Annotated in this window: 26 protein-coding genes and 1 other RNA gene; 19 read left to right on the top strand and 8 right to left on the bottom strand. The window is 67.4% G+C overall.

The window, feature by feature from the left end:
* Position 1 precedes the first annotated feature (1 nt).
* The 3 genes from ACZL02_RS10660 to ACZL02_RS10650 all read left to right on the top strand — a co-directional run bounded on the left by ACZL02_RS10660 (position 2) and on the right by ACZL02_RS10650 (position 2782).
* Positions 2 to 1042: an ArsR/SmtB family transcription factor gene (locus ACZL02_RS10660; protein ID WP_472937059.1), complete on the top strand. Its 1041-nt coding sequence runs from the start codon at positions 2 to 4 to the stop codon at positions 1040 to 1042.
* Between the two features lie 86 nt (positions 1043 to 1128).
* On the top strand, positions 1129 to 2040 hold the full coding sequence (gene metF, locus ACZL02_RS10655) for a methylenetetrahydrofolate reductase [NAD(P)H] (protein ID WP_472937060.1): 912 nt from the start codon (positions 1129 to 1131) through the stop codon (positions 2038 to 2040).
* A 238-nt stretch (positions 2041 to 2278) separates the two neighbouring features.
* Positions 2279 to 2782 (top strand): DUF1579 domain-containing protein, encoded by a 504-nt coding sequence (locus ACZL02_RS10650; protein ID WP_472937061.1) that lies wholly within the window; start codon positions 2279 to 2281, stop codon positions 2780 to 2782.
* Positions 2783 to 3194: 412 nt separating this feature from the next.
* Here the strand turns inward: ACZL02_RS10650 and ACZL02_RS10645 are convergent, their stop codons facing one another.
* Together ACZL02_RS10645 and ACZL02_RS10640 are read right to left on the bottom strand one after the other, a co-directional pair.
* Positions 3195 to 4457 carry an amidase gene (locus tag ACZL02_RS10645; protein WP_472937062.1) on the bottom strand — a complete coding sequence of 421 codons (1263 nt, stop codon included), beginning with the start codon at positions 4455 to 4457 and terminating at the stop codon, positions 3195 to 3197.
* Positions 4458 to 4465: 8 nt separating this feature from the next.
* On the bottom strand, positions 4466 to 5455 hold the full coding sequence (locus ACZL02_RS10640; protein WP_472937063.1) for a DMT family transporter: 990 nt from the start codon (positions 5453 to 5455) through the stop codon (positions 4466 to 4468).
* Positions 5456 to 5584: 129 nt separating this feature from the next.
* On the opposite strand from ACZL02_RS10640, the gene ACZL02_RS10635 reads away from it, so the two are divergent.
* From ACZL02_RS10635 to ACZL02_RS10625, 3 genes are all read left to right on the top strand, one after another.
* Positions 5585 to 6805 (top strand): type III PLP-dependent enzyme domain-containing protein, encoded by a 1221-nt coding sequence (locus ACZL02_RS10635; protein WP_472937064.1) that lies wholly within the window; start codon positions 5585 to 5587, stop codon positions 6803 to 6805.
* Between the two features lie 67 nt (positions 6806 to 6872).
* A complete protein-coding gene (locus tag ACZL02_RS10630) occupies positions 6873 to 7163 on the top strand; it encodes a hypothetical protein (RefSeq protein ID WP_472937065.1) in 291 nt (96 codons plus the stop codon).
* Position 7164: 1 nt separating this feature from the next.
* Complete coding sequence (locus ACZL02_RS10625) at positions 7165 to 7632, top strand: PIN domain-containing protein (RefSeq protein WP_472937066.1); 468 nt, start codon at positions 7165 to 7167, stop codon at positions 7630 to 7632.
* Positions 7633 to 7667: 35 nt separating this feature from the next.
* On the opposite strand, the gene ACZL02_RS10620 is transcribed toward ACZL02_RS10625, so the two are convergent.
* Positions 7668 to 8096, bottom strand: a complete 429-nt coding sequence (locus tag ACZL02_RS10620) for a DUF4112 domain-containing protein (RefSeq protein WP_472937067.1) — start codon at positions 8094 to 8096, stop codon at positions 7668 to 7670.
* A 249-nt stretch (positions 8097 to 8345) separates the two neighbouring features.
* Between ACZL02_RS10620 and ACZL02_RS10615 the strand changes: the two genes are divergently transcribed.
* The 4 genes from ACZL02_RS10615 (at position 8346) to ACZL02_RS10600 (ending at position 10880) form a co-directional block, all read left to right on the top strand.
* Positions 8346 to 9815: a cation:proton antiporter domain-containing protein gene (locus ACZL02_RS10615; protein WP_472937068.1), complete on the top strand. Its 1470-nt coding sequence runs from the start codon at positions 8346 to 8348 to the stop codon at positions 9813 to 9815.
* 119 nt (positions 9816 to 9934) lie between these two features.
* Positions 9935 to 10180, top strand: a complete 246-nt coding sequence (locus ACZL02_RS10610; RefSeq protein WP_472937069.1) for a hypothetical protein — start codon at positions 9935 to 9937, stop codon at positions 10178 to 10180.
* Complete coding sequence (locus ACZL02_RS10605; RefSeq protein WP_472937070.1) at positions 10171 to 10596, top strand: PadR family transcriptional regulator; 426 nt, start codon at positions 10171 to 10173, stop codon at positions 10594 to 10596. The genes ACZL02_RS10610 and ACZL02_RS10605 overlap by 10 nt, the downstream gene beginning before the upstream one ends.
* A gap of 2 nt (positions 10597 to 10598) precedes the next feature.
* Positions 10599 to 10880, top strand: a complete 282-nt coding sequence (locus ACZL02_RS10600) for a DUF2218 domain-containing protein (protein WP_472937071.1) — start codon at positions 10599 to 10601, stop codon at positions 10878 to 10880.
* Between the two features lie 15 nt (positions 10881 to 10895).
* Here the strand turns inward: ACZL02_RS10600 and ACZL02_RS10595 are convergent, their stop codons facing one another.
* From ACZL02_RS10595 to ACZL02_RS10575, 5 genes are all read right to left on the bottom strand, one after another.
* Positions 10896 to 11324, bottom strand: a complete 429-nt coding sequence (locus ACZL02_RS10595) for a DUF2141 domain-containing protein (RefSeq protein ID WP_472937072.1) — start codon at positions 11322 to 11324, stop codon at positions 10896 to 10898.
* Between the two features lie 106 nt (positions 11325 to 11430).
* Entirely contained in the window at positions 11431 to 12198 is a 768-nt protein-coding gene (locus ACZL02_RS10590) for an N-acetylmuramoyl-L-alanine amidase (RefSeq protein ID WP_472937073.1), read from the bottom strand.
* A 13-nt stretch (positions 12199 to 12211) separates the two neighbouring features.
* Positions 12212 to 12925, bottom strand: coding sequence for a TerB family tellurite resistance protein (locus tag ACZL02_RS10585; protein WP_472937074.1), 714 nt, complete (start codon positions 12923 to 12925; stop codon positions 12212 to 12214).
* 316 nt (positions 12926 to 13241) lie between these two features.
* A complete protein-coding gene (locus ACZL02_RS10580; RefSeq protein ID WP_472937075.1) occupies positions 13242 to 14225 on the bottom strand; it encodes an aldo/keto reductase in 984 nt (327 codons plus the stop codon).
* Positions 14226 to 14423: 198 nt separating this feature from the next.
* Positions 14424 to 14615, bottom strand: coding sequence for a hypothetical protein (locus ACZL02_RS10575; protein ID WP_472937076.1), 192 nt, complete (start codon positions 14613 to 14615; stop codon positions 14424 to 14426).
* 353 nt (positions 14616 to 14968) lie between these two features.
* On the opposite strand from ACZL02_RS10575, the gene ACZL02_RS10570 reads away from it, so the two are divergent.
* From ACZL02_RS10570 to ACZL02_RS10530, 9 genes are all read left to right on the top strand, one after another.
* Positions 14969 to 15694, top strand: a complete 726-nt coding sequence (locus tag ACZL02_RS10570; protein ID WP_472938104.1) for a glycoside hydrolase family 25 protein — start codon at positions 14969 to 14971, stop codon at positions 15692 to 15694.
* 115 nt (positions 15695 to 15809) lie between these two features.
* On the top strand, positions 15810 to 17036 hold the full coding sequence (locus tag ACZL02_RS10565; RefSeq protein ID WP_472937077.1) for a lytic murein transglycosylase: 1227 nt from the start codon (positions 15810 to 15812) through the stop codon (positions 17034 to 17036).
* Between the two features lie 127 nt (positions 17037 to 17163).
* Positions 17164 to 17609: RNase P RNA component class A (rnpB, locus tag ACZL02_RS10560), an RNA gene on the top strand.
* 555 nt (positions 17610 to 18164) lie between these two features.
* On the top strand, positions 18165 to 18620 hold the full coding sequence (gene mraZ, locus ACZL02_RS10555; protein ID WP_472937078.1) for a division/cell wall cluster transcriptional repressor MraZ: 456 nt from the start codon (positions 18165 to 18167) through the stop codon (positions 18618 to 18620).
* Positions 18617 to 19654 (top strand): 16S rRNA (cytosine(1402)-N(4))-methyltransferase RsmH, encoded by a 1038-nt coding sequence (gene rsmH, locus ACZL02_RS10550; protein ID WP_472937079.1) that lies wholly within the window; start codon positions 18617 to 18619, stop codon positions 19652 to 19654. The genes mraZ and rsmH overlap by 4 nt, the downstream gene beginning before the upstream one ends.
* Positions 19655 to 19657: 3 nt before the next feature.
* Entirely contained in the window at positions 19658 to 20014 is a 357-nt protein-coding gene (gene ftsL / locus ACZL02_RS10545; protein WP_472937080.1) for a cell division protein FtsL, read from the top strand.
* Positions 20014 to 21747, top strand: a complete 1734-nt coding sequence (locus ACZL02_RS10540) for a peptidoglycan D,D-transpeptidase FtsI family protein (protein WP_472937081.1) — start codon at positions 20014 to 20016, stop codon at positions 21745 to 21747. Before ftsL ends, ACZL02_RS10540 begins: the two co-directional genes overlap by 1 nt.
* 179 nt (positions 21748 to 21926) lie before the next feature.
* Entirely contained in the window at positions 21927 to 23372 is a 1446-nt protein-coding gene (locus ACZL02_RS10535) for a UDP-N-acetylmuramoyl-L-alanyl-D-glutamate--2,6-diaminopimelate ligase (protein ID WP_472937082.1), read from the top strand.
* The gene (locus ACZL02_RS10530; protein ID WP_472937083.1) at positions 23369 to 24835 is read left to right on the top strand and encodes a UDP-N-acetylmuramoylalanyl-D-glutamyl-2,6-diaminopimelate--D-alanyl-D-alanine ligase; all 1467 of its coding nucleotides are present in this window, start codon (positions 23369 to 23371) and stop codon (positions 24833 to 24835) included. The genes ACZL02_RS10535 and ACZL02_RS10530 overlap by 4 nt, the downstream gene beginning before the upstream one ends.

Here is a 24835-nt window from a genome sequence, read left to right as displayed (position 1 = left end):
TATGTCATTCTCCGAGGCCCGCATGCTCGATGCGCCTAAACTTTCCTTCGATCTCTCCGTCGACGTCCTCCGGGCGCTGGCCGAGCCGACCCGGCTGCGCCTCGCGCGCCTGCTGTCGCGCAACGACCTGACGGTCACCGACCTCACCGCGATCCTCGGCCAGTCGCAGCCGCGGGTCTCGCGGCATCTGAAGCTTCTCGTCGAGTCGCGGATCCTGACCCGCTACCAGGAGGGCGCCTGGGCCTATTTCCGGCTGGCCGACGAGGTTGCCGTCTCCGGCCTGGTGCGTTCGCTGCTGGCTCGCCTCGACGAGACCGATCCGGCGCTGGAGCGCGACGCCGAGCGTCTGGAGGCGGTCCGCCGCGAGCGGGCGGAGCGCGCGGCCGGCTATTTCGCCGAGAATGCCGGGCATTGGGACCGCATCCGCCTGCTGCACGCGCCGGATGCCGACGTCGAGAGCCGGCTGCTGGGGCTCGTCGGCGACGGGCGGATCGACCGTTTCCTCGATGTCGGCACCGGCACCGGGCGGATGATCGAGCTGTTCGCCGGGCGGGTGGAGCAGGCGGTCGGCGTCGACGCCTCGCGCGAGATGCTGCAGCTCGCCCGCGCGAAACTCGAGGCCGCCGGCATCGGTAACGCGCTGGTGCGGCAAGGCGACTGCTACCACCTGCCGGTGCCGCGCGACGACTTCGACCTCGTGACGCTGCACCAGGTGCTGCATTTCCTCGACGATCCGCAGGCCGCAGTGCGCGAAGCCGCCTCGCGGCTGCGGCCGGGCGGCCGGCTGGCGATCGTCGACTTCGCCCCACACCAGCTGGAGTTCCTGCGCGAGGAACACGCGCACCTGCGGCTCGGCTTTGCCCGGGAGACAATGTCGGCCTATCTCGAGGAGGCCGGGCTCGACGTCGTCGAGGTCGAGACGCTGGCGCCGGACGGCTCGCAGCCGAAGCAGCTGACCGTCACGATCTGGCTCGCCCGCGACCGTCGCCGACTGATGGCGGACCCGCCGCGCCGCGCCACCCCGTCGATCACGGTGCTCTGAGCAGCCTCGCCTTTCCCGGCTGCGGCCGACTTCATCAACCTTCTCCGGACTGCGGAACGCCGCGTCCGACGCTTTGGGAGTTTGCCATGGCCTATCCAGCCTCTACCGTTCGCGGCGGCCTCAACGTCTCATTCGAGTTCTTCCCGCCGAAGTCCGACAAGATGGAGGAGAGCCTCTGGGCGGCGGTCGAGCGGCTGGCGCCGCTGTCGCCGAGCTTCGTCTCGGTCACCTACGGCGCCGGCGGCTCGACCCGCGAGCGGACGCATCACACCGTCAAGCGGCTGATCGAGGAAACCAGCCTGAAGCCGGCGGCGCACCTCACCTGCGTCGACGCCACCCGGGAAGAAGTGGACGACGTCGTGCGCCAGTACCGCGACACCGGCGTCCGGCACTTCGTGGCGCTGCGCGGCGACAGCCAGGCCGGCGTCGGCGGCAGCTACACCGCCCATCCCGGTGGCTACCGCAATGCCGTCGAGCTGGTGGAGGGGCTGAAGAAGATCGACGACTTCGAGATCTCGGTCTCGGCCTATCCGGAGAAGCACCCGGAGAGCCCGGATTTCGCGACCGACATCGATCTCCTGAAGCGCAAGGTCGACAATGGCGCGACCCGTGCGATCACCCAGTTCTTCTTCGATAACGACGTCTACGAGCGCTACGTCGAGCGAGTGCGCAAGGCCGGCCTCTACATCCCGATCGTGCCGGGCATCGTGCCGATCCACGATTTCACCAAGGTCGCCCGTTTCTCGGCCGCCACCGGTGCCAGCATTCCGGCTTGGCTCGCCGAGCGCTTCGACGGGCTAGAGAACGACCCGCAGACGCGCAGCCATGTCGCCGCGGCGGTGGCGGCCGAGCAGGTGCTGGACCTTGTCGGCCGCGGCATCGTCGACTTCCACTTCTACACCATGAACCGGGCGGACCTCGTCTATTCCATCTGCCACATTCTCGGGCTGCGCGGGACGGCGGCGGGCGTCAAGGCCGAGAGCGCCGTCGCCGCCTGAGTGGCTAGCCATGCATCCCGTTGTTGACCGCGCTGGCGCAGAATGGTCTGCGAAGAGGCACCTGGGGCGACCAGGATAGGACGGAGGTCGACGACCCTGCCTTACTCTCTTTGATATGGGATCTGCCCGTGGAACATTTCGAGGCGGTCCGGGGAGACAGCTCAACCGGACAAGCAGGCGCGTGCGCCAGCTACCGCGGGGTCTCTCAGCAAACGTCTGAACACTTTACGGTGCCCGCGTGAGCACGCTTGACCAGAACGCGCTGCCACCCGGAGCAAGCGATTTCGACTTTCTCCATGGCGCTTGGAATGTCCACCACCGTCGCCTGCGTGAGCGCCTTGTCGGAAGCGAGGACTGGCAGGAGTTCAGCGGCAGCATGGTCGCCGAAGCCATCCTCGGCGGCCTCGGCAACTTCGACCGCAACGTCATCGAGCTGCCTTCCGATCGCTATGAAGCCTGTACGCTGAGGCTGTTCGATCCCCTGACATCGCTCTGGTCCCTGCGCTGGATCGACGGTCGCAACCCGCGGGTCGACCCGCCGGTCGTCGGCGGTTTCGCGGACGGCATCGGCCTGTTCTTCGGTGAGGACAGTCTCGACGGTCGGCCCATCCGCGTGCGGTTCAACTGGTCCGACATCACCGACAGCAGCGCGCGCTGGCAGCAGGCCTTTTCGGGCGACGGCGGCCATCATTGGGAGACGAATTGGGAGATGGTCTTCCAGCGCGTCATCCCAGCAAGCTAGAGAACACGCGCAGACCCGCACAGCAAAAAGCCGGGGCTCTCACCCCGGCTTCGCACTTGTCTTCCGGCTGAACCGGTACTCGATGGACTAGGGCAGGACCCCGACGACCATGGCGCCAACGAATGCGAAGGCGGCAGAAATCATCAGGAGGTTGAGCGATTGTGTCAGACTCATAGCGATCCTCCTTCTGTCACGAAGCTCAATATTAAGCGTTTGTTCATAGGGGTAAAGAGGCCGGACGTGCTGCAGCGCACGCGGTTTAACGCTGCGTATCAAAAAGTGTCGACGTTTCAGGGCCTAGCCACGGTGCCGCCACAATAAATAAATTTGCGGATTGTCGTGGCGGTGTCACGAATCGCCGGATTTTCTCGCTCGTGCGCATCGCAGGGCAGATTATCGGATGCTTTTGTAATCACTGAGCTTTTGAGGCGAGCGCTTCGAGATGCGCGGCGATGGCGAGAGCCTCCCGGTCGCGGCCGAAACGGGCGAGCACGGTGAGGCCGAGCGGCATGCCGTCGGCATCGGCAAAGCCCGGCACGTTGACGCAAGGGTTGCCGGTCAGCGTCCAGAGCTTGTTCATCACGGGATCGCCGGTGGAGGTAAGCGACGCCGGTGCGGCGCCGAGCGTCGAGGGCACCAGCAGCGCATCGACGCCGTCGAACAGGGCGGTGGCGGCACGGCGCCCCTGGCGCGCGGTTCGGCGGGCGGCGTCGTAGCTGTCGGGCGTCGTCGCCGCGCCCGCCTCGAGCGCGGTGCGCAGGCTGAGGCTCAGGCGGTCGGCGGCGGTGCGCAACTCGTGCCCGAGGGCGAGCGCTGCCTCGAAATCCTGGATCCGGCCCTGAACCGCCCGCGCCTCGGCAAGCGCTGCCGGCTCGGCCATTTCGACCAGCGTCGCCCCGTCCTCTTCCAACAGCCGCGCGGCGCGCTTCCAGGCGGCCAGCATGGCGGGCGAGAGACGGTGATCCTCGCCGGAGCGGTAGAGGCCGATGCGGAGCGGGGCAGGTGGGGGGCCGCCGACGGCGAGATCGCGGCCGGTGAGAAGGGCCGCGAGCAGCGCGACGTCGGCGACCCCCGCCGCGAACAGGCCGGCGGTGTCCAGCGACCAGGCATAGGTCTTCATCCCGACGGTCGGCAGCAAGCGGAAGCTTGGCTTGTAGCCAGCAACGCCGCAGAAGGCCGCGGGCCGGATGACCGAGCCGCCGGTCTGCGAGCCGAACGCGCCCGCCACCATGCCCGCGGCGACGGCGACCGCCGATCCCGACGACGAGCCGCCCGGCGTATGGCCGAGACCGCGGGGATTGCGGGTGCCGGCGGGCTGCATGTGGGCGTATTCGGTCGACACCGTCTTGCCGGCGATGAAGGCTCCCTGGCGGCGGGCCATGGCGACGAGGGCGGCATCGGCGACAGGGCGGTTGCCGGCCGAGATCGGCGAGCCGTGCTCGGTTGCCAGGTCGAACGTGTCGAAATTGTCCTTCACCCCGAGCGGCACGCCGCGCAGCGGACCGGTCGCCGTCCGGGCGGCGTCGATCGTCTCTGCCGGGGCGAGGCGCACGAACGCGCCGATCCGTCCATCGAGAGCGGCGATCCGCTCCCGTGTCTCGTCGATCGACCGCTCGGGCGTCGTGTCGCCAGCGGCGATGGCGTGGACGAGGGCAGCGAGGCTGAAGGGCTTCATCGGGGGACTCATGCGGTTGCGCGGGCCCGCCACCATCGCCCATCGACGGCGGTAAGTCCGAGGAGAATGAGCGCGAAGCCGAGAATTTCCCGGACATCCAGCGCTTCGCCGAGGAACAGGATGCCAAGGAGGATCGCGCTCGCGGGCACGAGGAAGGTCACGAGCGAGGCGTTGGTTGCCCCGGCGCCGGCCACCACCTCGAAATAGAGGATGTAGGCAAAGGCGGTGGAGACCAGAGCGAGGGCCAGCATGGCGAGGACGACGCCGGGCGAGAGGCCTTCTAGGGCGGCAAGGCTCAAGCCGCCGGTGGAGATCAGCGCCAGCGGGATCATCGCAAGGCTCGAGCCGCAAAGCTGGCCCGTCGCCACCACCACCGGCGGCACGCCGCGGAACCGCTTGGCGAAGACGCCGGCCGCGGCATAGGAGAGCGTCGCCCCGAGGATGGCGAGGAAAGCGACGAGCGGGGCGCCGCTGCCCCGGCCGATCGCCTCCGGGCCGACCAGCGTTGCGACGCCGGCAATGCCCAGCCCGACGCCGACGAGCTTGCCGGCGCTCAGCCGCTCGTCGGCGGTGAAGAGGGCGGCGACGATGATCGTCCAGAGCGGCGTGGTGGCATTGAGGATCGAGGCGAGGCCGCCGCCGATCGTCTTCTGGCCAATGGCGAGGAGCAGGAAAGGGATGGCATTGTTGAGAAGGCCGAGCCCGAGGAAGGCGAGGCCGCGCTCGCGCAGCGGTGCCAGAGGCTGCCGGGTGAGGACGAGAAAGCCGAGGAGCGCCGTGGCGGCGAGCCCGACGCGAAGCGCCACCAGCGGCAGCGGCGCGATCTCGCGGATGATGATCTGCGTGAAGAAGAACGAGCCGCCCCAGAGCAGCCCGAGAAGACCGAGGAGCGTCCAGAGACGCGGGCTCAGCGCCAAGGGCGCGGCGGGGCGAGCGGCGGTTGGCGTCTGCGCGTCCGCTCCCGCTGCCGCGCTGTCATCACCTGGCCTTCTCGGCATGCTCAACCTCCCGCTTCCCGGCCTTCGTGTTGCAGATCGGGTCGCCGCGTGCCACCCGTTTCCCGAAACGGAGAAGGAGCGCCGCGCCGAATCGTGCGAGGCCTTGCCTGCCGCCCCAGGAGATGTGCGATGCAGAAATTCGAGACCGCCAAGGACGCCGCTTTGGCGATGCGGCCAGACGTCCCGGTCTACTGCTTCCGTCCCGACGTGCTGGCCGAGGATGCGCGCGCCTTCATCGACGCCTTTCCGGGCGACACCGCCTATGCCGTGAAGACCAATGGCGAGCCGATGGTGCTGGAGACGCTGGCGAAAGCCGGCGTGACGATCTTCGACGTCGCCTCGCCCGGCGAGTTCGCCGCGGTGCGAGCCGTCTCGGAGAAGGCCGAGATGCTCTACATGCACCCGGTGAAGGCGCAGTCCGACATCAGGCTGGCGCTTGAGACCTACGGCATCCGCACCATGTCGCTCGACCACGAGGACGAGGTGGCGAAGATCCTGCGGATCGTGCGGGCGCTCGACCTCGATCCTGCGACGATCACCCTCTTCGTCCGCATCCAGACCAAGGGCAGCGCCGCCTACGAGCTGTCCAAGAAGTTCGGCGCGGCGCCGGCGCATGCGGTGGAACTGCTGCAGCGCTGCCACCGCATCGGCTTCAAGGTCGGCATCTGTTTCCATGTCGGCTCGCAGATCGAGGACCCCGAGACCTACGAGCGGGCGCTCGGCTCGGCAGCCTGGGTGCGCAGCCGCGCCGGCGTTCCGATCGCCGGGCTCGACGTTGGCGGCGGCTTTCCCGCCGAATACGGCCATGACCCGAAGTCGAAGAAGCCCGACATGCCCGGCATGGGCCAGATCATGTCGCGCCTGCGAGGAGACATCACCGAATGGGGTTTCGGCGACATCCCGATGGTGGCCGAGCCCGGCCGCGTCGTGGTGGCCCGGTGCTTCTCGCTGATCGTCCGCGTGCTGCTGCGCAAGGGCCGACGGCTCTACATCAACGACGGCATCTGGGCGTCTCTATCGGACTCGTGGACCGGCAAGATCACCTTGCCGGCACGCTTCATCCCCGATCCCGCCCGCACCCAGCGCAATGGCGATCCGAAGACCATCGCGCCATTCCGCGTCTGCGGCGCCACCTGCGACAGCGTCGACATCCTGTCGCGGCCGTTCTGGCTGCCGGAGACGGTGGACACCGGCGACTGGATCGAGATCGGCCACATCGGCGCCTACTCGCTGTCGCTGCGCACCCGCTTCAACGGTTTCTACCCCGACACCTTCGTCGAGGTGACGACGCCGTTCGACGCCGGGACCAAGCCGGATAGTTTTGCCAGCCTCGAGACGATGGGGGAGTGAGGGTTTCGGCGGAAGGAGCACTGGTCTAGGTTTGTGCCTTGATGCTGCAGGTGCCGTGGAGCGTGTCATGAAGCCAGCTGAAGCCGTGGCCATCGCCAAAGCCTATCTCGTCGAGACGTTCGAGGCTGAGGGGATCAGTCGGCTAGCCCTGGAAGAGATAGACTTCGATCCCGAAGAGGGTACATGGAACATCACCCTAGGCTTCCTTCGCGAGGCCGAGCAGGGGCTCAACGTCCCGCCATTCTTGCGCTCTCTATCGGTTCACGCTGCAGCCGCGCCGCGAATTTACCGTGTGGTCAAGGTCCGCGATGCCGACGGGTCGATGGCGTCAATCAAAATACGCGAACTGGCTGCGTGAGGTGCCACGCGCCATCCTTCTCGACGCGAACCTCCTTGTCCTTTTGGTGGTCGGCAGTGTTGATCGGCGGCTGATCGCTGGTCACAAACGGCTGCGCGCCTACGAGGTCCGCGACTACCTTCTCTTGCTTGAAGCTCTCGCCGGTTACGGGGGCATAGCCACCACACCGAATCTTTTGACGGAAGCATCCAACCTCCTTCGGCAGAGCCCAGAGCCTCAGCGGGGACAGTTCGCCAATTCCCTCGCCATGCTCATCGAGGGGACCGACGAAATCTTCGTCGAGAGCCGTTCCGTATGCCGCCATAACACTTACCGCCGTCTCGGCCTCGCCGATGCCGGAGTCGCCGAGATCGGACGGCGAGGATGCGACGTGCTGACGGCGGACTTTGGCCTCTACGATGTCCTTGCGCGGGCGGGCAGCAGCGTCCGCAACTTCAATCATCTTCGCGCTAGCGCTTTCGATCTGTAACGCTTTCTCCGGTGGCCGGACTGATCGCTCTCGCCTCACCGTTTCGGCGTGATGTCCTTCATGCCGGCGGTGTCGAGGTCGACCGGATAGGCTTCGAAGTGGTCGAGGATCATCTTGGCATTGCGGCGGTGGGACTTGAAGTAGACGTCGAAGATGTCGCCGAAAAGCGGCACTGCACCCACCAGCGAGTCGACGCCGATGTTGCCGAGCATCTTCGCCAGCTTATGCTTGGGCAAGCCGAGCTTGCGGGCCTCGTTGACCATGTAGAGGCCGATCAGGCCACCAGCGGCGTCGCCGATGCCGGGGACGATGCCGATGACGCTGTCGGCGCCGAACCGGATGCCCGTGCCGGGAATGGCGATCGCGGTGTCCATCAGGCGGGCCAGCCGGCTGATCCGCTTGAGGCGGCGCAGGCGCTCGGCGTAAGCGAAGTCACCGGGACGGTCGTAGGTGGCATCGGACATATCTGGTCTTTCCAATCAGCGTGGGCAGCCGGCGCGGGGAGAGGCAACGGCGGCAACGGGAGCCTGTTCCGTTCCCGACAGGCTGCAAGATGGGGATCCGTTCCTCGGTGTGCAAAGGGCGGCATAAGCCGGGGCGAGCGCGGCGTCCGGTTTATCGCCGCGCGGCGGTTTTTGCGCAGCGCACCATGAAGCGGCCGCAAACATCCGTCCAAAGGGCCGGAGCAGCCATGCCCGACGGAGGATGATGATTTGCCGGAAGCGGGTGGACACGCGACGGGGCTGGTCGAGATCGCCTTCGTCATCGTCATGGCGATGACCTCGGGCCTCCTGATGATGCGCCTGCGGCAGCCGCCCATGGTCGGCTTCATCCTCGCCGGCGTCGTGCTCGGACCGACAGGGCTCGGCGTCATCGGCGATACGGCCAACGTCTCGGCGCTCGCCGAGATGGGCGTCCTGATGCTGCTGTTCTTCATCGGCATGGAGCTGTCGCTCAAGGCCTTCGTGCAGACGCTGAAACCGGCGCTGAAGATCGCGCTCGGGCAGCTGATGGCGGCGATGGCGATCTCCTTCGGGCTGAAGGCGGTGTCGTCGGCGACCGTGTCGGAGGCGATCATCCTCGGCTTCATCATCGCGGTCTCCTCGACGGTGGTGGCGATGAAGATGCTGGAGGACATCGGCGAGCTGCGAACCGATGTCGGGCGGATCACCGTCGGCGTGCTGATCGCCCAGGACATCGCCGTGGTGCCGATGCTGATCCTCGCCACCGCGCTCGGCGGCGAGGGCGAGATCGCCTGGTTCGGCATCCTCGTGAAGATTGCGCTCGCCGTCGCGGTGCTCGCGGGCCTCCTCTGGTATCTCGGGCGGAGGCCGAAACTGCGGTGGACGTTCGCGCCGGCGGTCGAGAACAATGTCGAAATCCTGGCGCTCGGCTCGATCGCCTTCTGCTTCGGCGCCGCTTCGCTCTCCGGCATTGCCGGGCTGTCGCCGGCCTATGGCGCCTTCATCGCCGGGCTGATCGTTGGCGCCTCGACGCTGCGCAGCCGCGTGATCCCGGTGATCCAGCCGATCCAGAGCGTGCTGCTGGTGGTGTTCTTCCTGTCGATCGGCCTCCTGATCGATCTCACCTTCATCACCGAGAACTGGGGCCTCGTGCTCATCGCCTCGCTGTTCGTGATCGTCGCCAAGACGCTTCTGAACGTCGTCCTGATGCGCTTTGCCGGCCTGTCGCACCGGGTGTCCGTCGAGGCCGGGTTGTCGATGGCGCAGATCGGCGAGTTCTCCTTCATCATCGCCGCCGCCGCCTTCGCCTCCGGGGCGATCGGTTCGGACGTTTACCGCCTCGCCATCGCCGTCACGGCGGTGACGCTGCTGGTGTCTCCGGCCTGGATGATCGTCATGCGGCGGATCGAGGGCGAGGCGCGCTTCGGCATCGCCGAGTTCCGCGCAGCGCTCGCCGAGATCTATGCCGACCAGCGCGACAATGTCGGCCGTGGCTACCACGCGGCAGAGGATGTCTGGTTCCGGCTGCGGCTCAGCGCCCGGGCCATGCGGCGCGCGGTCCGCCGCCGGCGTCGGGCCGGGCAAGCGCTGATGGCGAGCGGACAAAGCGAGACACCAAGCGGATCGGGCGAAGACCTTCGCGATGTCAGCAGTGCCCGGGACGCCGCTTACCCGCCGGCCTCGCCACCGCCCGCACATGCGCCGGATCTGGTTTCCTGAACGGACGCCACCTTCGCAGAGCACCGCATGCCGCGCTAAAGGGTTCTTGACATGATCGGTCTAAGATATATCTTTATGCTACAAGATGTAGATGTATATGGAGATGAAGATGTTCGGACATGATCACGACTGCAATGACGATCGCGGCGGCCGCCACGGCCACCACGGCTCTCGCGGGCACAGCGCGAACCGGCACGGTGGAGGCGGGCATGGCGGAGCTGGTGGGAACGGCCATCGCGGTTCTGGCGCTCTGCACCATGCGGGCCCTCGCGGCCGGGATGGCGAGGAGGGCGGTTTTGGCCCGGGACGCGACGGGCGGCGCCGGCGGATATTCGACGGCGGGGAGTTGCGGCTGGTGCTGCTGAAACTCATCGAGGAGCAGCCGCGGCACGGCTACGACCTGATCCGCGAGATCGAGGCCCGTAGCGGCAATGCTTATGCGCCGAGCCCGGGCGTGGTCTACCCGACCTTGACGCTGCTCGGCGACATGGGGCTCGTCGAGGAGGTGAAGTCGGAGGGGGCGCGCAAGCAACTGGCGATCACCGAGGAGGGCCGGCAGCATCTTGCCGAGCGGCACGACGAGGTGGCGGCGGCGATGGCCCGGCTGGCGGCGCTCGCGGCCTTCACCGAGAAGACCGACGCGGCCCCGGTCCGACGAGCGATGCAGAACCTGAAGATGGCGCTGCAGCAGCGCCTCGGCGCCACGGGAGCGGATAAGGAGACCGCTTTCGACATCGCCGAGATGATCGACGAGGTCGCCCGCAAGATCGAGCGGCTTTGACCATGGCCGAGACCATCGCCCGTGTCGCCACCCCGAATGCCAGCCGCTACCTTCAGCAGCTCTGCAAGCACTGGGCGCACAAGCTCGACGTGACCTTCACGCCGGAGGAGGGAACCGTGCGCTTTCCCGAGGCGGTGGCAGTGATGCGGGCAGAGACGGAGACGCTCACCGTCTCTGTCTCTGCAGAGGACCCCGCTGTTCTGGAGCGGATGAAAGGCGTTGTCGCCGAGCATCTCGATCGCTTCGCCTTCAAGGAGGCGCCGCTCGGCTTCCACTGGTCTTGAGCGATTGCCGCCGCTTCAGCGGTAGACCATCTTGATCCGGCGGCTATCATTGGCGCGGAGGTCGAAGGACGTATCGGCAAAGCGCGGTGCCGTGAACTTCGGCATGGCATCATTGGAGACGGCGATGCCTTCCTTGGGGATGCCGATCAGGTTGGTGTCGAGCTTGCCGTTGTCGTTCTCATCGTGCAGCGCCGAAATGGCGAAGGTGCCGGATTTGAGGCCCTTGAACACGATCGGCTTGCCGAGCGCTGCGGCAGCCACCGTGCGGCGCTCGGCGGTGCGCGACTTGCCGCAGTCGGGAAAGTGCTGGCCGTCTGACCACAGGCAGATGGCAACAACGCCCTTGCTGCTGCGGGCGCCGTCGATCGTGAGCGTCAGGTCGGCGGCTGTCGCCGTGGTAACCGAGGCGGCAAGGCAGAGCGCCGCAAGGTGGGTCATGCGCATCGTCAGGTCTCCTGAGGCTAGAGGGGGCGGGGTAGGCCGGGATAGGCGGTGGCCGGTTGGCATTCAATCCCCGGCGCCTCACGCTTGCGTCGCCCGGGGTCTCGGTTCAAGCCGCGAAGGGCGAGGCGCTGAGGGTCGTCAACAGGCGGTGCAAGGTCGATATCGTCGACATGTCGGCCACGCCATCGACCTTGGCGGGACGGAAGTGGCGCTGGAAGGCGACGGTGGCAAGCTGAGTTGCGAGGTCGAAGGCGCCGGTGGCTTCCACCGGATAGCCGTAGGCGGCGAGCAGCGACTGGTAGGCCGTGACCGGCTCGCCCGTGTCGCCGAGCCCGAAATAGCGACCGCCGGTGATCGGGGCGGGGGCGACGTAATGGCCGACGCCCTCTGCCGCGAGCCGGGCCCAGGGAAACAGCTCGCCCGGATCCTGCTTGCGGGCGGGTGCGACGTCCGCATGGCCCAGCACGCGTTCCGGCGGGATCGACCAGCGATCGACGATCTCCCTCGACAGCGCGATGACGGCGTCGATCTGGACGTCGGGGAAAGCGCGGTAGCCATGCTCATGGCCGGGATTGACGATCTCGATGCCGATCGAGCGGGAGTTGATGTCCTCCTTGCCCTTCCAGGCGCCGGCTCCGGCGTGCCAGGCGCGGTCGACCTCGCGCACCATCTGCACGATCCGCCCGTCTTCGTGCACGAGATAGTGGCAGGAAACCTGGCTCCTCTCCATGCAGAGCCAGCGGGCGGCGGCCTCGCCGTCGGCCATGCCGGTATAGTGCAGCAGCAGGATGTCGGGGCCGGCGACGTCGCGGCGGGCATTGATGTTGGGCGAGGGCAGGACCTCGCCGACCAGCGGGCTGTCGGCGGCTATCAAAGGTCGAGATCCATCACGCGGTGCGCAGCCGCGAGACGCTGGCATAGGCGGCGTTGATCGCCTTCATGCGCTCGAGCCCGATGGCCATGAACTCGTCCGGCACGCCGCGGGCAGCAAGGCGGTCGGGGTGGTTTTCCTTGACGAGATCGAGATAGCGGCTGCGGATAGCGCTGGGGGACTCGTTCGGCGAAATCCCGAGAACGGCATAGGGACCGTCGTCGCCGGTGGCGACATGGCGGTAGCGGATCACCGCGAACTCGTCTTCCGTCAGGCCGAAGATCTCGGCGATCCGCGCCAGGAAATCCAGCTCGCGGCCATGGATGACGCCGTCCGCCTTGGCGATATGGAACAGGCCATCGAGAATGTCGGACAGCACCTCGCATTGCCCGCCATCGCCGCAGAGTACGGTCATTCGCGTCGCGTAGGCTTCGAAGCCTGCGGTATCCTGCTTGGCGAGATCGTAGAGGCGGAAAACATTGCGCATCTCTTCCGGCGGGATCGAGAAAATCTGCTGGAAGGCGGCGATCTCGGCTTGGCTGACGACACCGTCGGCTTTCGCCATCTTCGCCGACAGCGCGATCATCGCCACCGAGAACGCCACCTCGCGCCGCATCTGCCGGTCGGCGCCGAACAGCGAGCGGATGGTCTCGAACAGCGCTTCCAGCGTCTGCATGCCCTGGGCGGGGAGGGCCCGCAGCAGCACGCCAAGGCTCGACAGAATCTGCATGGCTCCGCTTTCGCGGGACGATCCCTCCCGCCGCTGTGGTGTGGCACCGATCGTCATGGATGCGCCTTTCGCCGAACCCGAATGGCCCCAGACCGCAATTTTTGCAATGCCAAAGATGCCGTATCCGGTCGCGGTTCGCAAAACAGGCATCCTCTCCGGTCGGCGACGTCAACGTTTTCCGCGATCAACCTCCAAGATAGCGCAACCGCTTCGGCTGCCGCTTGGACAAAAAGCCCCAGGCCCTCTCATGGTCTTAGCCGGAGGCGAGCCTCCGGCTAAGTTTTTGTCTCCCGCCGACGGCCGCTTGCCCGGAAACCTAGCTGTGTCCCATCACCGACCGCGGGAGGTAGGGTGCCTCGAGGCGTTCGATTTCGGCCGGCGAGAGAGTGATGTCGGTCGCGGCGATGGCGTCGTCGAGGTGCTGCATCTTGGTCGCGCCGATGATGGGCGCGGTGACGGCGGATTGCGCGAGCACCCAGGCGAGGGCGATCTGCGCCGGCTTGACGCGGCGCTCGCCGGCGACCTCGGCGACGAGCGCGGTGATGGCATAGTCCGCCTCGCTGCCGAAATATTCCTGCGAGCGGGGATCGCTGCCGCCGCGGCGTGTCGCGTCGCCCTCTTTCGGCGTGTTGCCGGCGAGAAAGCCCCGGGCGAGCGGCGACCACGGCACGACAGCGACGCCCTCGCTCTTGCAGTAGGGGATCATCTCCCGCTCTTCCTCGCGGTAGAGGAGGTTGTAGAAGTTCTGCATCACCGAAAAGGGCGGGCAGCCGATGGCGCGCTGCATTTCCCGCAGCTTGGCGAACTGCCAGGCATACATCGAGGAAGCCCCGAGATAACGCACCAGGCCCTGCCCGACGACGTGGGCGAGACCCTCGGCGATCTCCTCCATCGGCGTCTCGTGGTCGAGGCGGTGGATATAGAGGATGTCGATGTAATCGGTGCCGAGCCGCTCCAGCGAGTCTTCGACGCAGTCGACGATACGCTTGCGCGACAGGCCGCGCGAATTCGGCCCCTTGCCCATCGGCAGGCCGAGCTTGGTCGCAATGACTGCCTCGCGCCGCGGCATTAGCCGGGCCACGGCCTCGCCGGTGATCTGCTCGCTGACACCATTGGAATACATGTCGGCGGTGTCGAAGAAGTTGATCCCGGCTTCCACCGCCCGCTCGAAGAACGGCAGGGAGGCAGCGCGGTCGAGCACCCAGGGATGCACGGTCCAGGCTGGGTCGCCAAAGCTCATGCAGCCAAGACAGAGGCGGGAGACGTCGACGCCGGTGTTTCCAAGCTTTACGTAGTCCACGGCACATCCTTTGCGGTCGCGGCCCGAAGGTGGCCGCCTCGGCGGTTAAAGGGGCAGAAGGCGGAAAAGGCCAGTCGCCGGCCCGCAAACCTCCTGCCCGCAAACGAAAACGACCCTGCCATGGGGCAGGGCCGTCTTCAGCGAGGCCTCTCGGCCGCCGCATGCCAGTGGCCCGAGGTTCGGACCAGCTTGGCAGTATTAGTTCGCCGGAGCGGTCGTGGTGGTCGAGCTCGCGGGCGGCGTGGTGGTGGTGGTCGAAGGCGCCATGGTATCGGTGGTGGCCGGGGCCGGCGTCGTGGTGGTCGTGGTGGTGGTCTTGTCGTCCGAACCCGAGCAGGCGGTCAGGGTGAAAAGAGCGGCGGCGCAAAGTGCGAGGGAAATCTTCTTCATGACAAACATCCATCTGTTCGAGTTACACGGACCATCAATGCGGTAGGTCCGCTTCCGTTCAATCCCGTGTGATCACGCCGCATGTCGCGGTGTCACACCAGGCCGAAGGCGCATGCCGGTTAGGCAACGTCTGCCACAAAATAGAGCGTTCTCTCGAGAATACGAGGGCGTCCGGACCCGAGAAGGCCTTGCAGGCCGGGGATACGGGCTTCCAGCGTAGAACGAACCATTGTTAATCAAGTCGATAAGGCGGGCCTATCCGGATGAAAAAAATGCAGCAGCGTGCTTCCAACGCAGCGCAGGCCTTGCTTCGATCCGTTCGCCACCTCGGCCGGCCAGCGATTCCGCTCGCGATGGCGGCGGCGCTCGCCGCCGGATGCACGTCTGCAACGCTGGATACGCGTGAACTCGGGCTCAGCGGAATGGCCGTCGAGAAGGCCCATCAGTATCCGATCCACGGCATCGACGTCTCCAAGTACCAAGGCGATATCGATTGGGATACGGCCCGCAAGGGCGGCGTGTCCTTCGCCTGGCTGAAGGCGACGGAGGGCGGCGACCGCGTCGACCAGCGCTTCGCCGAGAACTGGCGCGCCGCCAAGGCCGCCGGCATGCCGCGCGGCGCCTACCACTTCTTCTACCATTGCCGCAGCGGCGCCGAGCAGGCGCGCTGGTTCATCGCCAATGTGCCGCGCGACCCGGAAGCGCTGCCGCCGGTGCTCGACGTCGAATGGACGCCGGACTCGCCGACCTGCACCAAGCGCCCGCCGCGCGAGGACCTGATGAAGGAGATGCAGGACTTCCTCGACACCGTCGAGAAGCACTACGGCGTGCGGCCGGTGATCTACGCTCCGATCGACGTGCACCGCGATCGGCTGGTCGGCGCCTTCCCGCGCTATGACTTCTGGCTCCGGGCGGTGAAGGATCATCCGGACAACGTCTACACCAACCGCGCCTTCCGGTTCTGGCAGTATACCGCCACCGGCACGGTCCCGGGGGTCACCGGCGAGGTCGACCGCAATGCCTTCTCGGGCACCCGCGCCGACTGGGCGCTCTGGCTGAAGCGGCACCGGGCCGGGTAGAAGGATAGCCGCTCCGGGTAGAGCGACGGGCTCTTTCGGGGCGCATTTCTTCAATCCGCCATGATGTGGCAGATAGGGTCGATCAACCAACCGATCCCCGAAGGACTGCTGACCGATGCCTCGCCGCCTTGCTTTCGCCCTTGCCGCCCTTTTGGCGAGTTCCTCGCTTGCCGCTGCCCAGGCTGCGCCGTCGCCGACGGCCGCCGGCCAGGCCGACGCGCAGTGTGGCGGCAGCTTTGAAAGCTTTCTCGCCGGCGTCCGCGCGGAAGCGTCGGCGGCGGGCATCTCGGCCGGCGCGATCGACCGGTCGATGGCCCGCATCGGCACCAGCCCCGACCCGAAGGTGCTGGCGCGCGACGGCGCGCAAGGGGTGTTCAGCCAGACCTGGCAGCAGTTCGCGACGCGCATGGTCAACGGCTCGCGGCTGAAGCTCGGCAAGGCGAACCTCGAGAAATACGCCTCGACCTTCGCCGACATCGAGCAGGAGACCGGGGTGCCCGGCCCGGCGATCGCAGCCTTCTGGGGGCTCGAGACCGACTACGGCGCCGTCCTCGGTGACTTCAACACGCTTTCGGCGCTCGCGACGCTGGCGCACGACTGCCGCCGGCCGCAGCTCTTCCGCCCGCATTTGCTGGCGGCAATGAAGGTGGTGGACGCCGGCTACCTGACGCCGGAGGAGATGAAGGGCGCCTGGGCCGGCGAACTCGGCCAGACCCAGATCCTGCCGGAGGAGTATCTGAAGTTCGGCACCGACGCCGACGGCAATGGCAGCATCAACCTTTTGACCGACGCGCCGGACGTGCTGGCGACGACGGCGAAGTTCATGCAGTCGCTCGGCTGGCGGGCCGGCGAGCCCTGGCTCGAGGCGGTGAAGGTGCCGGAGAACTTCCCTTGGGAGCGGGCGGCGCTGGTGAACAAGGAGCCGCGCAGCGAGTTCGCCACGCTCGGCGTCACCAAGGCGGATGGCGGGGCGCTGGAGTCCGACGCGCTGCCGGCCTCGCTGGTGCTGCCGATGGGCCGCGGCGGGCCGGCCTTCCTCGCCTTCCCGAACTTCGACGTCTACCTCGCCTGGAACAACTCGCTGGTCTACTCGCTGACCGCCGGCTACTTCTCGACCCGCCTCGCCGGGGCGCCGCCGATCGACATGGGCACGCCGCAGCCGGGTCTCTCGGTCGAGGACATGAAGGCGCTGCAAACCAAGCTCGCCGGTCGCGGCTACGACGTCGGCAAGATCGACGGCATCCTCGGCGGGAACACGCGCGATGCGGTGCGGCGCGAGCAGATCCGGCTCGCCATGCCGGCCGACGGCTGGCCGACCGCGGAGCTCCTCGCGGCGGACTGACCCTCGGCCGAGGCCCTATCCGGCACGGTGGGGTCGCTTTCGCGCGCGGGCAGGGGGCTGGCCCTGGGCTGTGGGCCGTCCCGATCCCTGCTTGACATGCCGGCCCCCGGCGCACAGGTATCGCGCGCCAGTCGGCTGGGCGACCGCTGCCGTCACATGTCGAAAGACGACGGGGGAGGAAAGTCCGGGCTCCACGGAGAAACGGTGCCGGATAACGTCCGGCGGGGGCGACCCCAGGGAAAGTGCCACAGAAAATAAACCGCCCCGCCTGCGGTTCGGCCCAGAGCCCGTCGATGACCGCATGGGCGGACATGGGCGGCGGGCCGAAGCGCTGGCGGGGTAAGGGTGAAACGGTGGGGTAAGAGCCCACCGCGCTTCTGGCAACAGCGGCGGCAGGGCAAACCCCACCGGGAGCAAGACCGAATAGGGACGACGTGGCGGGAAACCGCCAGCCTTTCTCCGGGCCGGTCGTCCGGGTGGGTTGCTCGAGGCGGCGCGCAAGCGCCGTCCCAGAGGAATGGTCGCCCGGCAGTTCGCTGCCGACAGAACCCGGCTTACAGGCCGACTGGCATCTTCAACCTCCCGCCCGCGTGCCCCTGGGACACGCCGTCCGTGCCGCCCTCCACGGCGCCATGGGAGAGCATCAAAATTTTCCGGATTGCAACTATTGCGGGAATTTGACGGCGTCTAATTAAGGCGGCTCCGTGTTCCCAACTCTTTCGGAAGACTGGTTATTCTCCGCTGCGGACGGTTGCTTTGCCGGCATCGTATTACGTCGGGCTTATGATTTTATACTGCACCGCACCGAGGCTTCGGAGTCCGGCCAAAAGTCCTGCATTAGGAGGGTGTTAACACTAACGGAGTATCACCAAAGGGACCGTAGAGACCCCCTTGGTGTGGGCTGATCCCATTGACGCCCAATAGGCCCCATGTTATCCCTCGACCCATCAAAACAAGGCCTGTTTCGGCAGGAAATCCAGACAGATTCACGCAACTCCGAGGGGATCGGAGCAGGCGCATTCCGCTTCAAACCGGGACGCGTCGCGCGACTTCATTGCCGGTGTCATGCCGGCTTGGCGGGGGCCGGCATGACATGGACATCGGTCGCTGCGACGGGCTTGCCGCTTGATGGACCGGTTCCTCTCCAATGCGGTGAACAACATCGACGCCAAGGGGCGCGTGTCGGTTCCTGCAGCCTTCCGTCAGGTGCTCGCGCAACGCGGCTTCCAGGAGCTCTACGGCATGCAGTCGCTGGGCACGCCGGCAATCGACGTCGGCGGCATGGATCTCCTGCAGCGCTACGAGGACCGGATGGCGGTCGAGGACCCGTTCTCGGAAGCCTATGCGGACATGTCGCTCTTCACCTACGGGGATGGCGCCTTCCTGAAATTCGACCAGGAGGGGCGGATCACCGTGAACGACTTCATCCGCTCGCACACCGGCATCACCGACAAGGTAACCTTCGTCGGCCGCAACACGTTTTTCCAGCTGTGGGAGCCGCAGCGCTTCGAGGCGCACCGCGCCGAGGCCCGTGCACGGCTCCTGGCAATGCGCGCGGCCGGCTCCGGGAGCGCACCGTCGTGACCTCCGATCTCACGGCCGAAGGCGCCGTTCCGGCCGGCACACCGGCGCGACACATTCCTGTGCTGTTGCGCGAGGTGCTGACCGCGCTGGCGCCCGCACCGGGCGACTGGATCGTCGACGGCACGTTCGGCGCCGGCGGCTATACCGCGGCGATCCTCGGGGAGGGCGCTTCGGTGGTGGCGATCGACCGCGATCCGACCGCCATCGCCAAGGCACACGCCATGGCCGCGCTGATCGGGCCGAAGCTGGTGCCGGCAGAGGGGCGCTTCGGCGACCTCGAGGCGATTTCGCACGCGGCGGCGGGCGGCCTCGTCGACGGCATCGTCCTCGACATCGGCGTCTCCTCGATGCAGATCGACGAGGCCGAACGCGGCTTCTCGTTCCAGAAGGACGGCCCGCTCGACATGCGCATGAGCCGTTCCGGCCCGTCCGCCGCCGACGTCGTCAACACGCTGAAGGCGGGCGACCTCGCGCGCATCTTCAACTTCCTCGGCGAGGAGCGCCAGGCCGGCCGCATCGCCCGCGCCATCGAGGCGCGCCGCGCGGAGAAGCCGTTCGAGCGCACCCTCGAGCTGGCGCAGCTGATCCTGAAGACGATCGGCCGCGCGCCGAAGGACCGCATCGACCCCGCCACCCGCACCTTCCAGGCGCTGCGCATCTACGTCAACGACGAGCTCGGCGAGCTGACGCGCGCGCTGGTCGCGGCCGAACGGGTGCTGAAGCCCGGTGGGCGGCTGGTGGTGGTGACCTTCCATTCGCTCGAGGACCGCATCGTCAAGCGCTTCCTGCGCGACCGCGCCGAGCAGGATACGGGTTCTCGTCATCTGCCCGACATGGCGCCGAAGCCGCTGACCTTCGAGGCCCGCAACAAGCCCGTCGCCGGCAGCGACGCCGAACTTGCCGAGAACCCGCGCGCCCGCTCCGCCAAGCTGCGCTCCGGCGTTCGCACCGATGCTCCGCCGCGGACCGGCGCCGACGCCACCGCCTTCATCGACCTCCCGTCGCTTGCCGACCTTCCCCAGTCTGGAGCCTAAGTCATGCTGAAGACGATCGATATCGTTCTGATCGCGGTGATGATTTCCGCGGCTGCCTGGACCTTCAAGATCAAGTACGAGGCCGAGCTGATCGACGACCAGATCCAGGTCACCGAGCGCAAGGCCAGCCTGGAGCGCGAGACGATCTCGCTGCTCGAGGCCGACTGGAGCCTCCTGAACCAGCCCGACCGTCTGCAGCGCTTGGCCGAGGCCTTCAAGGCCGATCTCGCGCTCGAGCCGCTGAAGCCCGAGCAGATCATCGAGCCGGACGAGCTGCCGGCCCAGCCGATCAACCTCGTGCCGACCGGCAACGACGTCCTCGGCGGCTATGCCGACAACGCCCAAAGCGTGGTCAGATAATGCTGCGGCTGCCGAAACTCCCTGCGCTGCGCAATCCGCTTCGCCGCGCCGAGGCGCCGGCGAACATTGCCTCGCCGCGGCTTTCGGCCCGCCGCAAGCCGCTGGCGCCGCCGAAGAACCGCCAGCGCTTCGTCATCGCCACCGGCCTGTTCTGCTGCGTCTACGCGGTGATCGGCGGCCGGCTGGTGATGTGGGGCGTTTCACCGAACGGCGGCGGCGCCTACAGCCCGCAGGGCCAGATCGTCGCCGCGCGGCCCGACCTCGTCGACCGCAATGGCGAAGTCCTGGCGACCGACATCAAGACCGCCTCGCTGTTTGCCGAGCCGCGCCGCATTGTCGACGCCGACGAGGCGACCGAGCGGCTGCTGACGGTGCTGCCCGAGCTCAATGCCAAGTCCCTGCACACGCGCCTCGCCAGCGACGCCGGCTTCGTTTGGCTGAAGCGCGAGCTGACGCCGCGCCAGCAGCAGGACATCTTCGCCCTCGGCATTCCCGGCATCGGCTTCCGCACCGAGAAGCGCCGCTTCTACCCCGGCGGCAATACGGCCTCGCATGTCGTCGGCCTCGTCAATGTCGACAATCAGGGCATTGCCGGCATGGAGAAGTACGTCGACGATCAAGGCTATCGCGACATCCAGAACCTCGGCCTTGCCGGCGGCAATCTGGAGCCGGTGAAGCTGTCGATCGACCTTCGCGTCCAGCACGTCATGCGCGACGAGCTGGCGGCCGCCATCGTGCGCTACAAGGCGATCGCCGCGGCCGGCGTGATCATCGACGTCAGCACCGGCGAGATCATGGCCATGGCCTCGATGCCGGACTATGATCCGAACTCGGCCGGCGACGCCCTGAAGAAGGAAAACCTCAACCGCATGTCGGCGGGCACTTTCGAGATGGGCTCGACCTTCAAGAGCTTCACCACGGCGATGGCGCTGGATTCGGGCCTCGTGAAGATGACCGACGTGTTCTCGACCGAGCCGTTCCGCGTCTCCGGCTTTACGATCAAGGAATTCCACAGCAAGCACCGGCCGCTGAGCGTGCCCGAGATCTTCCAGTACTCGTCGAATGTCGGGTCTGCGCGCGAGGCCGACATCGTCGGTGTGGAGGGTCACAAGGCCTTCCTGACGAAGCTTGGCCTTCTCTCGCGGCTGCAGACCGAGCTGCCGGAGGTCGCCCAGCCGACCCAGCCGAAGACCTGGAAGAAGATCAACTCGATGACGATCTCCTACGGGCATGGCGTCTCGACGACGCCGCTGCAGACCGCGGTTGCGGCGGCCGCGCTGATGAACGGCGGCTACCTGATCCCGCCGACCTTCCTACCGCGCACGGCGGAAGAGGCCAAGAAGCTCGCCGTCCAGGTGATCTCGAAGAAGACCAGCGACGAGATGCGCTACATCTACGAGCTGAACGGCGAGCACGGCTCCGGCCGGCAGGCGCTGGTGCCAGGCTACCGCGTCGGCGGCAAGACCGGCACGGCCGAGAAGGTCGTCAACGGCCGCTATGTCGGCAACAAGCGCTTCAACGCCTATCTCGCGGCCTTCCCGATCGACGCGCCGCGCTATGTGACGCTCGTCGTCATCGACGAGCCGCAGCCGGTGCCGGGCTCCGGCCAGGGCGCGACCGCGGCCTCCAACGCCGCGCCGACGGCCGGCGCGATCATCCGCCGCTCGGCCGCGCTGCTGAAGGTCAAGCCGGATTTCGGCGACCACGGAAAATCCTTGCTCGTCTCCTATTGAAGCGTGGTTCGGTCGGGCGGCCGCGGCGAGTTCGACGTAAGTCTCTGATATTTATCGAAGAGATTTCAGCGAATCGTTTCCGATTTTCGGACCGCGGCTTTTGGGGCTAGAACGGGCGACGCAGTTCTGACAGCCGGCGGGTGACTGCCGGCTTTCTCGTAACAGACGAGTTATGGTGAATGAAAATTTCCGATCTTGCAGACGGCCTTGCCGCGGGCGGCGCAGGGGACGCAGAGATCACCGCGATCTCCGCCGACTCGCGGACGGTCCGGCCGGGAACGCTGTTCGCCGCGCTGTCGGGCAGCAAGGCTGACGGCGCGCGCTTCGTCTCCGACGCCGAGGCGAACGGAGCGGTGGCGGTGCTGGCGGGCGAGAGCGACGTGATCGAGACGACGCTGCCGGTGCTGCGGGTCGCCGATCCGCGGCGGGTGCTGGCGCTGATGGCGACGCGTCTCGCCGGCCGTCAGCCGGACACCATCGTCGCCGTCACCGGCACGTCGGGCAAGACGTCGATCGCAGCCTTCACCCGCCAGATCTGGGCGGCCGCCGGCCAGGCCGCAGCCTCGATCGGCACCACCGGCGTCGTATCTCCGACCCGCGACGAATACGGCTCGCTGACGACGCCCGACCCGGTGGAACTCGCCCGGCTGCTGGCGGAACTTGCCGCCGAGGGCGTCACCCACGTCTCGATGGAAGCGTCGAGCCATGGCCTCGACCAGCGACGGCTCGACGGCGTGACGCTGGCGGCCGCCGGCTTCATCAATCTCGGCCGCGACCATCTCGACTACCACCCGACCGTCGAGGACTATTTCGCCGCCAAGATGCGGCTGTTCGATACGCTGCTGCCGAAGGGCGCGCCGGCGCTCATCTATGCCGACGACGAGTGGTCCGACCGGGCGCTGGCGACGGCGCTGCATTCGGGCGCCGACGTCCTCACCGTCGGTCGCAAGGGCACCTTCCTGACGCTGAAGCGGCTGGAGCACGAGCGGCACCGCCAGATCGCCGAGATCGAGGCCGAGGGCCGGATCCACCGCATCGTGCTGCCGCTGGCCGGCGAGTTCCAGATGGCCAACGCGCTGGTCGCCGCCGGGCTGGCGATCGCCACCGGCGTCGAGCCGCGCGTTGCGCTGGAGGCGCTCGAGGACTTGAAGGGCGCGCCGGGCCGGCTGGAGCTCGCGGGCACGACGGCGCCGGGCGCCCCGGTCTTCGTCGACTACGCCCATAAGCCGGAGGCGATGGAGAACGTATTGTCGGCAGTGCGGCCCTTCACCACCGGCCGCGTCATCGTCGTGTTCGGCTGCGGCGGCGACCGCGATCGCGGCAAGCGGCCGATCATGGGCGAGATCGCCGCGCGCCTTGCCGACATCGTCATCGTCACCGACGACAATCCGCGCTCGGAAGAGCCTGGCTCGATCCGTGCCGCGATCCTCGAGGCGGCCAGCGGCGCGCGCGAGATCGGCGACCGCCGTCTCGCGATCCGCACCGCCATCGCCGAAGCCAGGGAAGGCGACACCGTCGTCGTCGCCGGCAAGGGCCATGAGCAAGGCCAGACCGTCGGCGCGACCGTCCACCCGTTCAGCGACCACGACGAAGTGCGAACCGCCATCGCGGAGGCGACCCGATGACCGACTGGCTCTGGGAAACCGATGCGCTGATCGAGGCCCTGGGCGGTCGGCCGATCGGCACCATGCCGGCGGGCGTCACCGGCCTGTCGATCGACACCCGTACGCTGCAGCCGGGCGAGGCGTATTTCGCCATCAAGGGTGACAAGTTCGATGGCCACTCGTTCCTGACGGCCGCCGCCGCCGGCGGCGCCGGCGTGATGGTCGTCGCCAAGAGCAAGCTGCCGGCGCTCGGCCGGGTGCAGGCGCAGCTGATCGTCGTCGAGGACGTGCTGGCCTCGCTGGGCTGGCTCGCGGCAGCCTCGCGCGTCCGCTCCAAGGCGCGGATCATCGCCGTCACCGGCAGCGTCGGCAAGACCACCACAAAGGACGCGCTGCGCCATGCGCTCGGCGCCTCCGGGCCGGTCCATGCCTCCGCCGCCTCGTTCAACAACCATTGGGGCGTGCCGCTGAGTCTCGCGCGCATGCCGCGCAACACGCGTTTCGGCGTGTTCGAGATCGGCATGAACCATCCCGGCGAGATCCGTCCGCTGGTGAAGCTCGTGCGGCCGCACGCGGCGATCGTCACGCTGATCGCGCCGGCCCATCTCGGCTTCTTCAAGGACCTCGGGGAGATCGCTGTCGCCAAGGGCGAGATCTTCGAGGGGCTGGAGCCGGGCGGCACGGCCATCGTCAATGCCGACGACCCCTTCGGCCCGGTGCTCGCCGACATGGCGCGGGCTGCCGGGGTGACCGAGATCAAGACCTTCGGCGAGGCAGCCTCGGCCGACTACCGGCTCGCCGCCTATACGCCGACAGCCGAGGGCGCGCGGCTGCGGGCGGTGATCGACGGCGAGAGCGTGGACATCGCGCTTGCGGCCGCCGGCCGTCACATTGCCGACAACCTGCTGACCGTCCTTGGCGCCGCCAAGCTCGCCGGCGCCGATCTCACGGTCACCGCGACGGCGCTCTCCTCCTGGCGCACCGGCAAGGGCCGGGGCGAACGTCACGTGCTGACGCTTCCCGAAGGCGGCACGCTGACCCTCGTCGACGAGAGCTACAACGCCAACCCGGTTTCGATGCGCGCGGCGATCGACGTGCTGGCCTCGAGCGTGCCGAGCGGCGAGGGACGCCGCATCGCCGTCCTCGGCGACATGCTGGAGCTCGGCGAGCAGTCGCCGGCTTTGCATGCGGGGCTTGCCGATGCGCTGATCGGTGCGGGCGCAGCAAAGGTCTATCTGCTCGGCGAGCAGATGAAGGCGCTCGACGACGCACTCGACGGCACGCTGCCGTGCGAATGGCACGAAACGCGAGACGAGCTTCGCGCAAGCCTCGTGAAGGACGGTCGCGCCGGCGACGTGATCATGGTCAAGGCGTCGAACGGCATCGGACTATCCAAACTGGTGGAGACCCTGATCGCGACTTTTTCTCCGGCACCGGCCGCGCCTGACCGCGCCCCGGACGCCGCGCCGCATCAGGAGAGCTGA

This window comes from Mesocryomonas fontinalis (assembly GCF_055730125.2).
This window is presented reverse-complemented; position numbering and strand designations above follow the sequence as displayed.

Excerpts from the sequence above, each read along its gene's own strand:
- ACZL02_RS10660 (WP_472937059.1), top strand. The coding sequence starts at position 2 with ATGTCATTCTCCGAGGCCCGCATGCTCGATGCGCCTAAACTTTCCTTC.
- metF (WP_472937060.1), top strand. The coding sequence starts at position 1,129 with ATGGCCTATCCAGCCTCTACCGTTCGCGGCGGCCTCAACGTCTCATTC.
- ACZL02_RS10645 (WP_472937062.1), bottom strand. The coding sequence starts at position 4,457 with ATGAAGCCCTTCAGCCTCGCTGCCCTCGTCCACGCCATCGCCGCTGGC.
- ACZL02_RS10640 (WP_472937063.1), bottom strand. The coding sequence starts at position 5,455 with ATGCCGAGAAGGCCAGGTGATGACAGCGCGGCAGCGGGAGCGGACGCG.
- ACZL02_RS10635 (WP_472937064.1), top strand. The coding sequence starts at position 5,585 with ATGCAGAAATTCGAGACCGCCAAGGACGCCGCTTTGGCGATGCGGCCA.
- ACZL02_RS10630 (WP_472937065.1), top strand. The coding sequence starts at position 6,873 with ATGAAGCCAGCTGAAGCCGTGGCCATCGCCAAAGCCTATCTCGTCGAG.
- ACZL02_RS10620 (WP_472937067.1), bottom strand. The coding sequence starts at position 8,096 with ATGTCCGATGCCACCTACGACCGTCCCGGTGACTTCGCTTACGCCGAG.
- ACZL02_RS10610 (WP_472937069.1), top strand. The coding sequence starts at position 9,935 with ATGATCACGACTGCAATGACGATCGCGGCGGCCGCCACGGCCACCACG.
- ACZL02_RS10600 (WP_472937071.1), top strand. The coding sequence starts at position 10,599 with ATGGCCGAGACCATCGCCCGTGTCGCCACCCCGAATGCCAGCCGCTAC.
- ACZL02_RS10595 (WP_472937072.1), bottom strand. The coding sequence starts at position 11,324 with ATGCGCATGACCCACCTTGCGGCGCTCTGCCTTGCCGCCTCGGTTACC.
- ACZL02_RS10585 (WP_472937074.1), bottom strand. The coding sequence starts at position 12,925 with ATGCAGATTCTGTCGAGCCTTGGCGTGCTGCTGCGGGCCCTCCCCGCC.
- ACZL02_RS10575 (WP_472937076.1), bottom strand. The coding sequence starts at position 14,615 with ATGAAGAAGATTTCCCTCGCACTTTGCGCCGCCGCTCTTTTCACCCTG.
- ACZL02_RS10570 (WP_472938104.1), top strand. The coding sequence starts at position 14,969 with ATGGCGGCGGCGCTCGCCGCCGGATGCACGTCTGCAACGCTGGATACG.
- ACZL02_RS10565 (WP_472937077.1), top strand. The coding sequence starts at position 15,810 with ATGCCTCGCCGCCTTGCTTTCGCCCTTGCCGCCCTTTTGGCGAGTTCC.
- mraZ (WP_472937078.1), top strand. The coding sequence starts at position 18,165 with ATGGACCGGTTCCTCTCCAATGCGGTGAACAACATCGACGCCAAGGGG.
- ftsL (WP_472937080.1), top strand. The coding sequence starts at position 19,658 with ATGCTGAAGACGATCGATATCGTTCTGATCGCGGTGATGATTTCCGCG.
- ACZL02_RS10540 (WP_472937081.1), top strand. The coding sequence starts at position 20,014 with ATGCTGCGGCTGCCGAAACTCCCTGCGCTGCGCAATCCGCTTCGCCGC.
- ACZL02_RS10535 (WP_472937082.1), top strand. The coding sequence starts at position 21,927 with ATGAAAATTTCCGATCTTGCAGACGGCCTTGCCGCGGGCGGCGCAGGG.
- ACZL02_RS10530 (WP_472937083.1), top strand. The coding sequence starts at position 23,369 with ATGACCGACTGGCTCTGGGAAACCGATGCGCTGATCGAGGCCCTGGGC.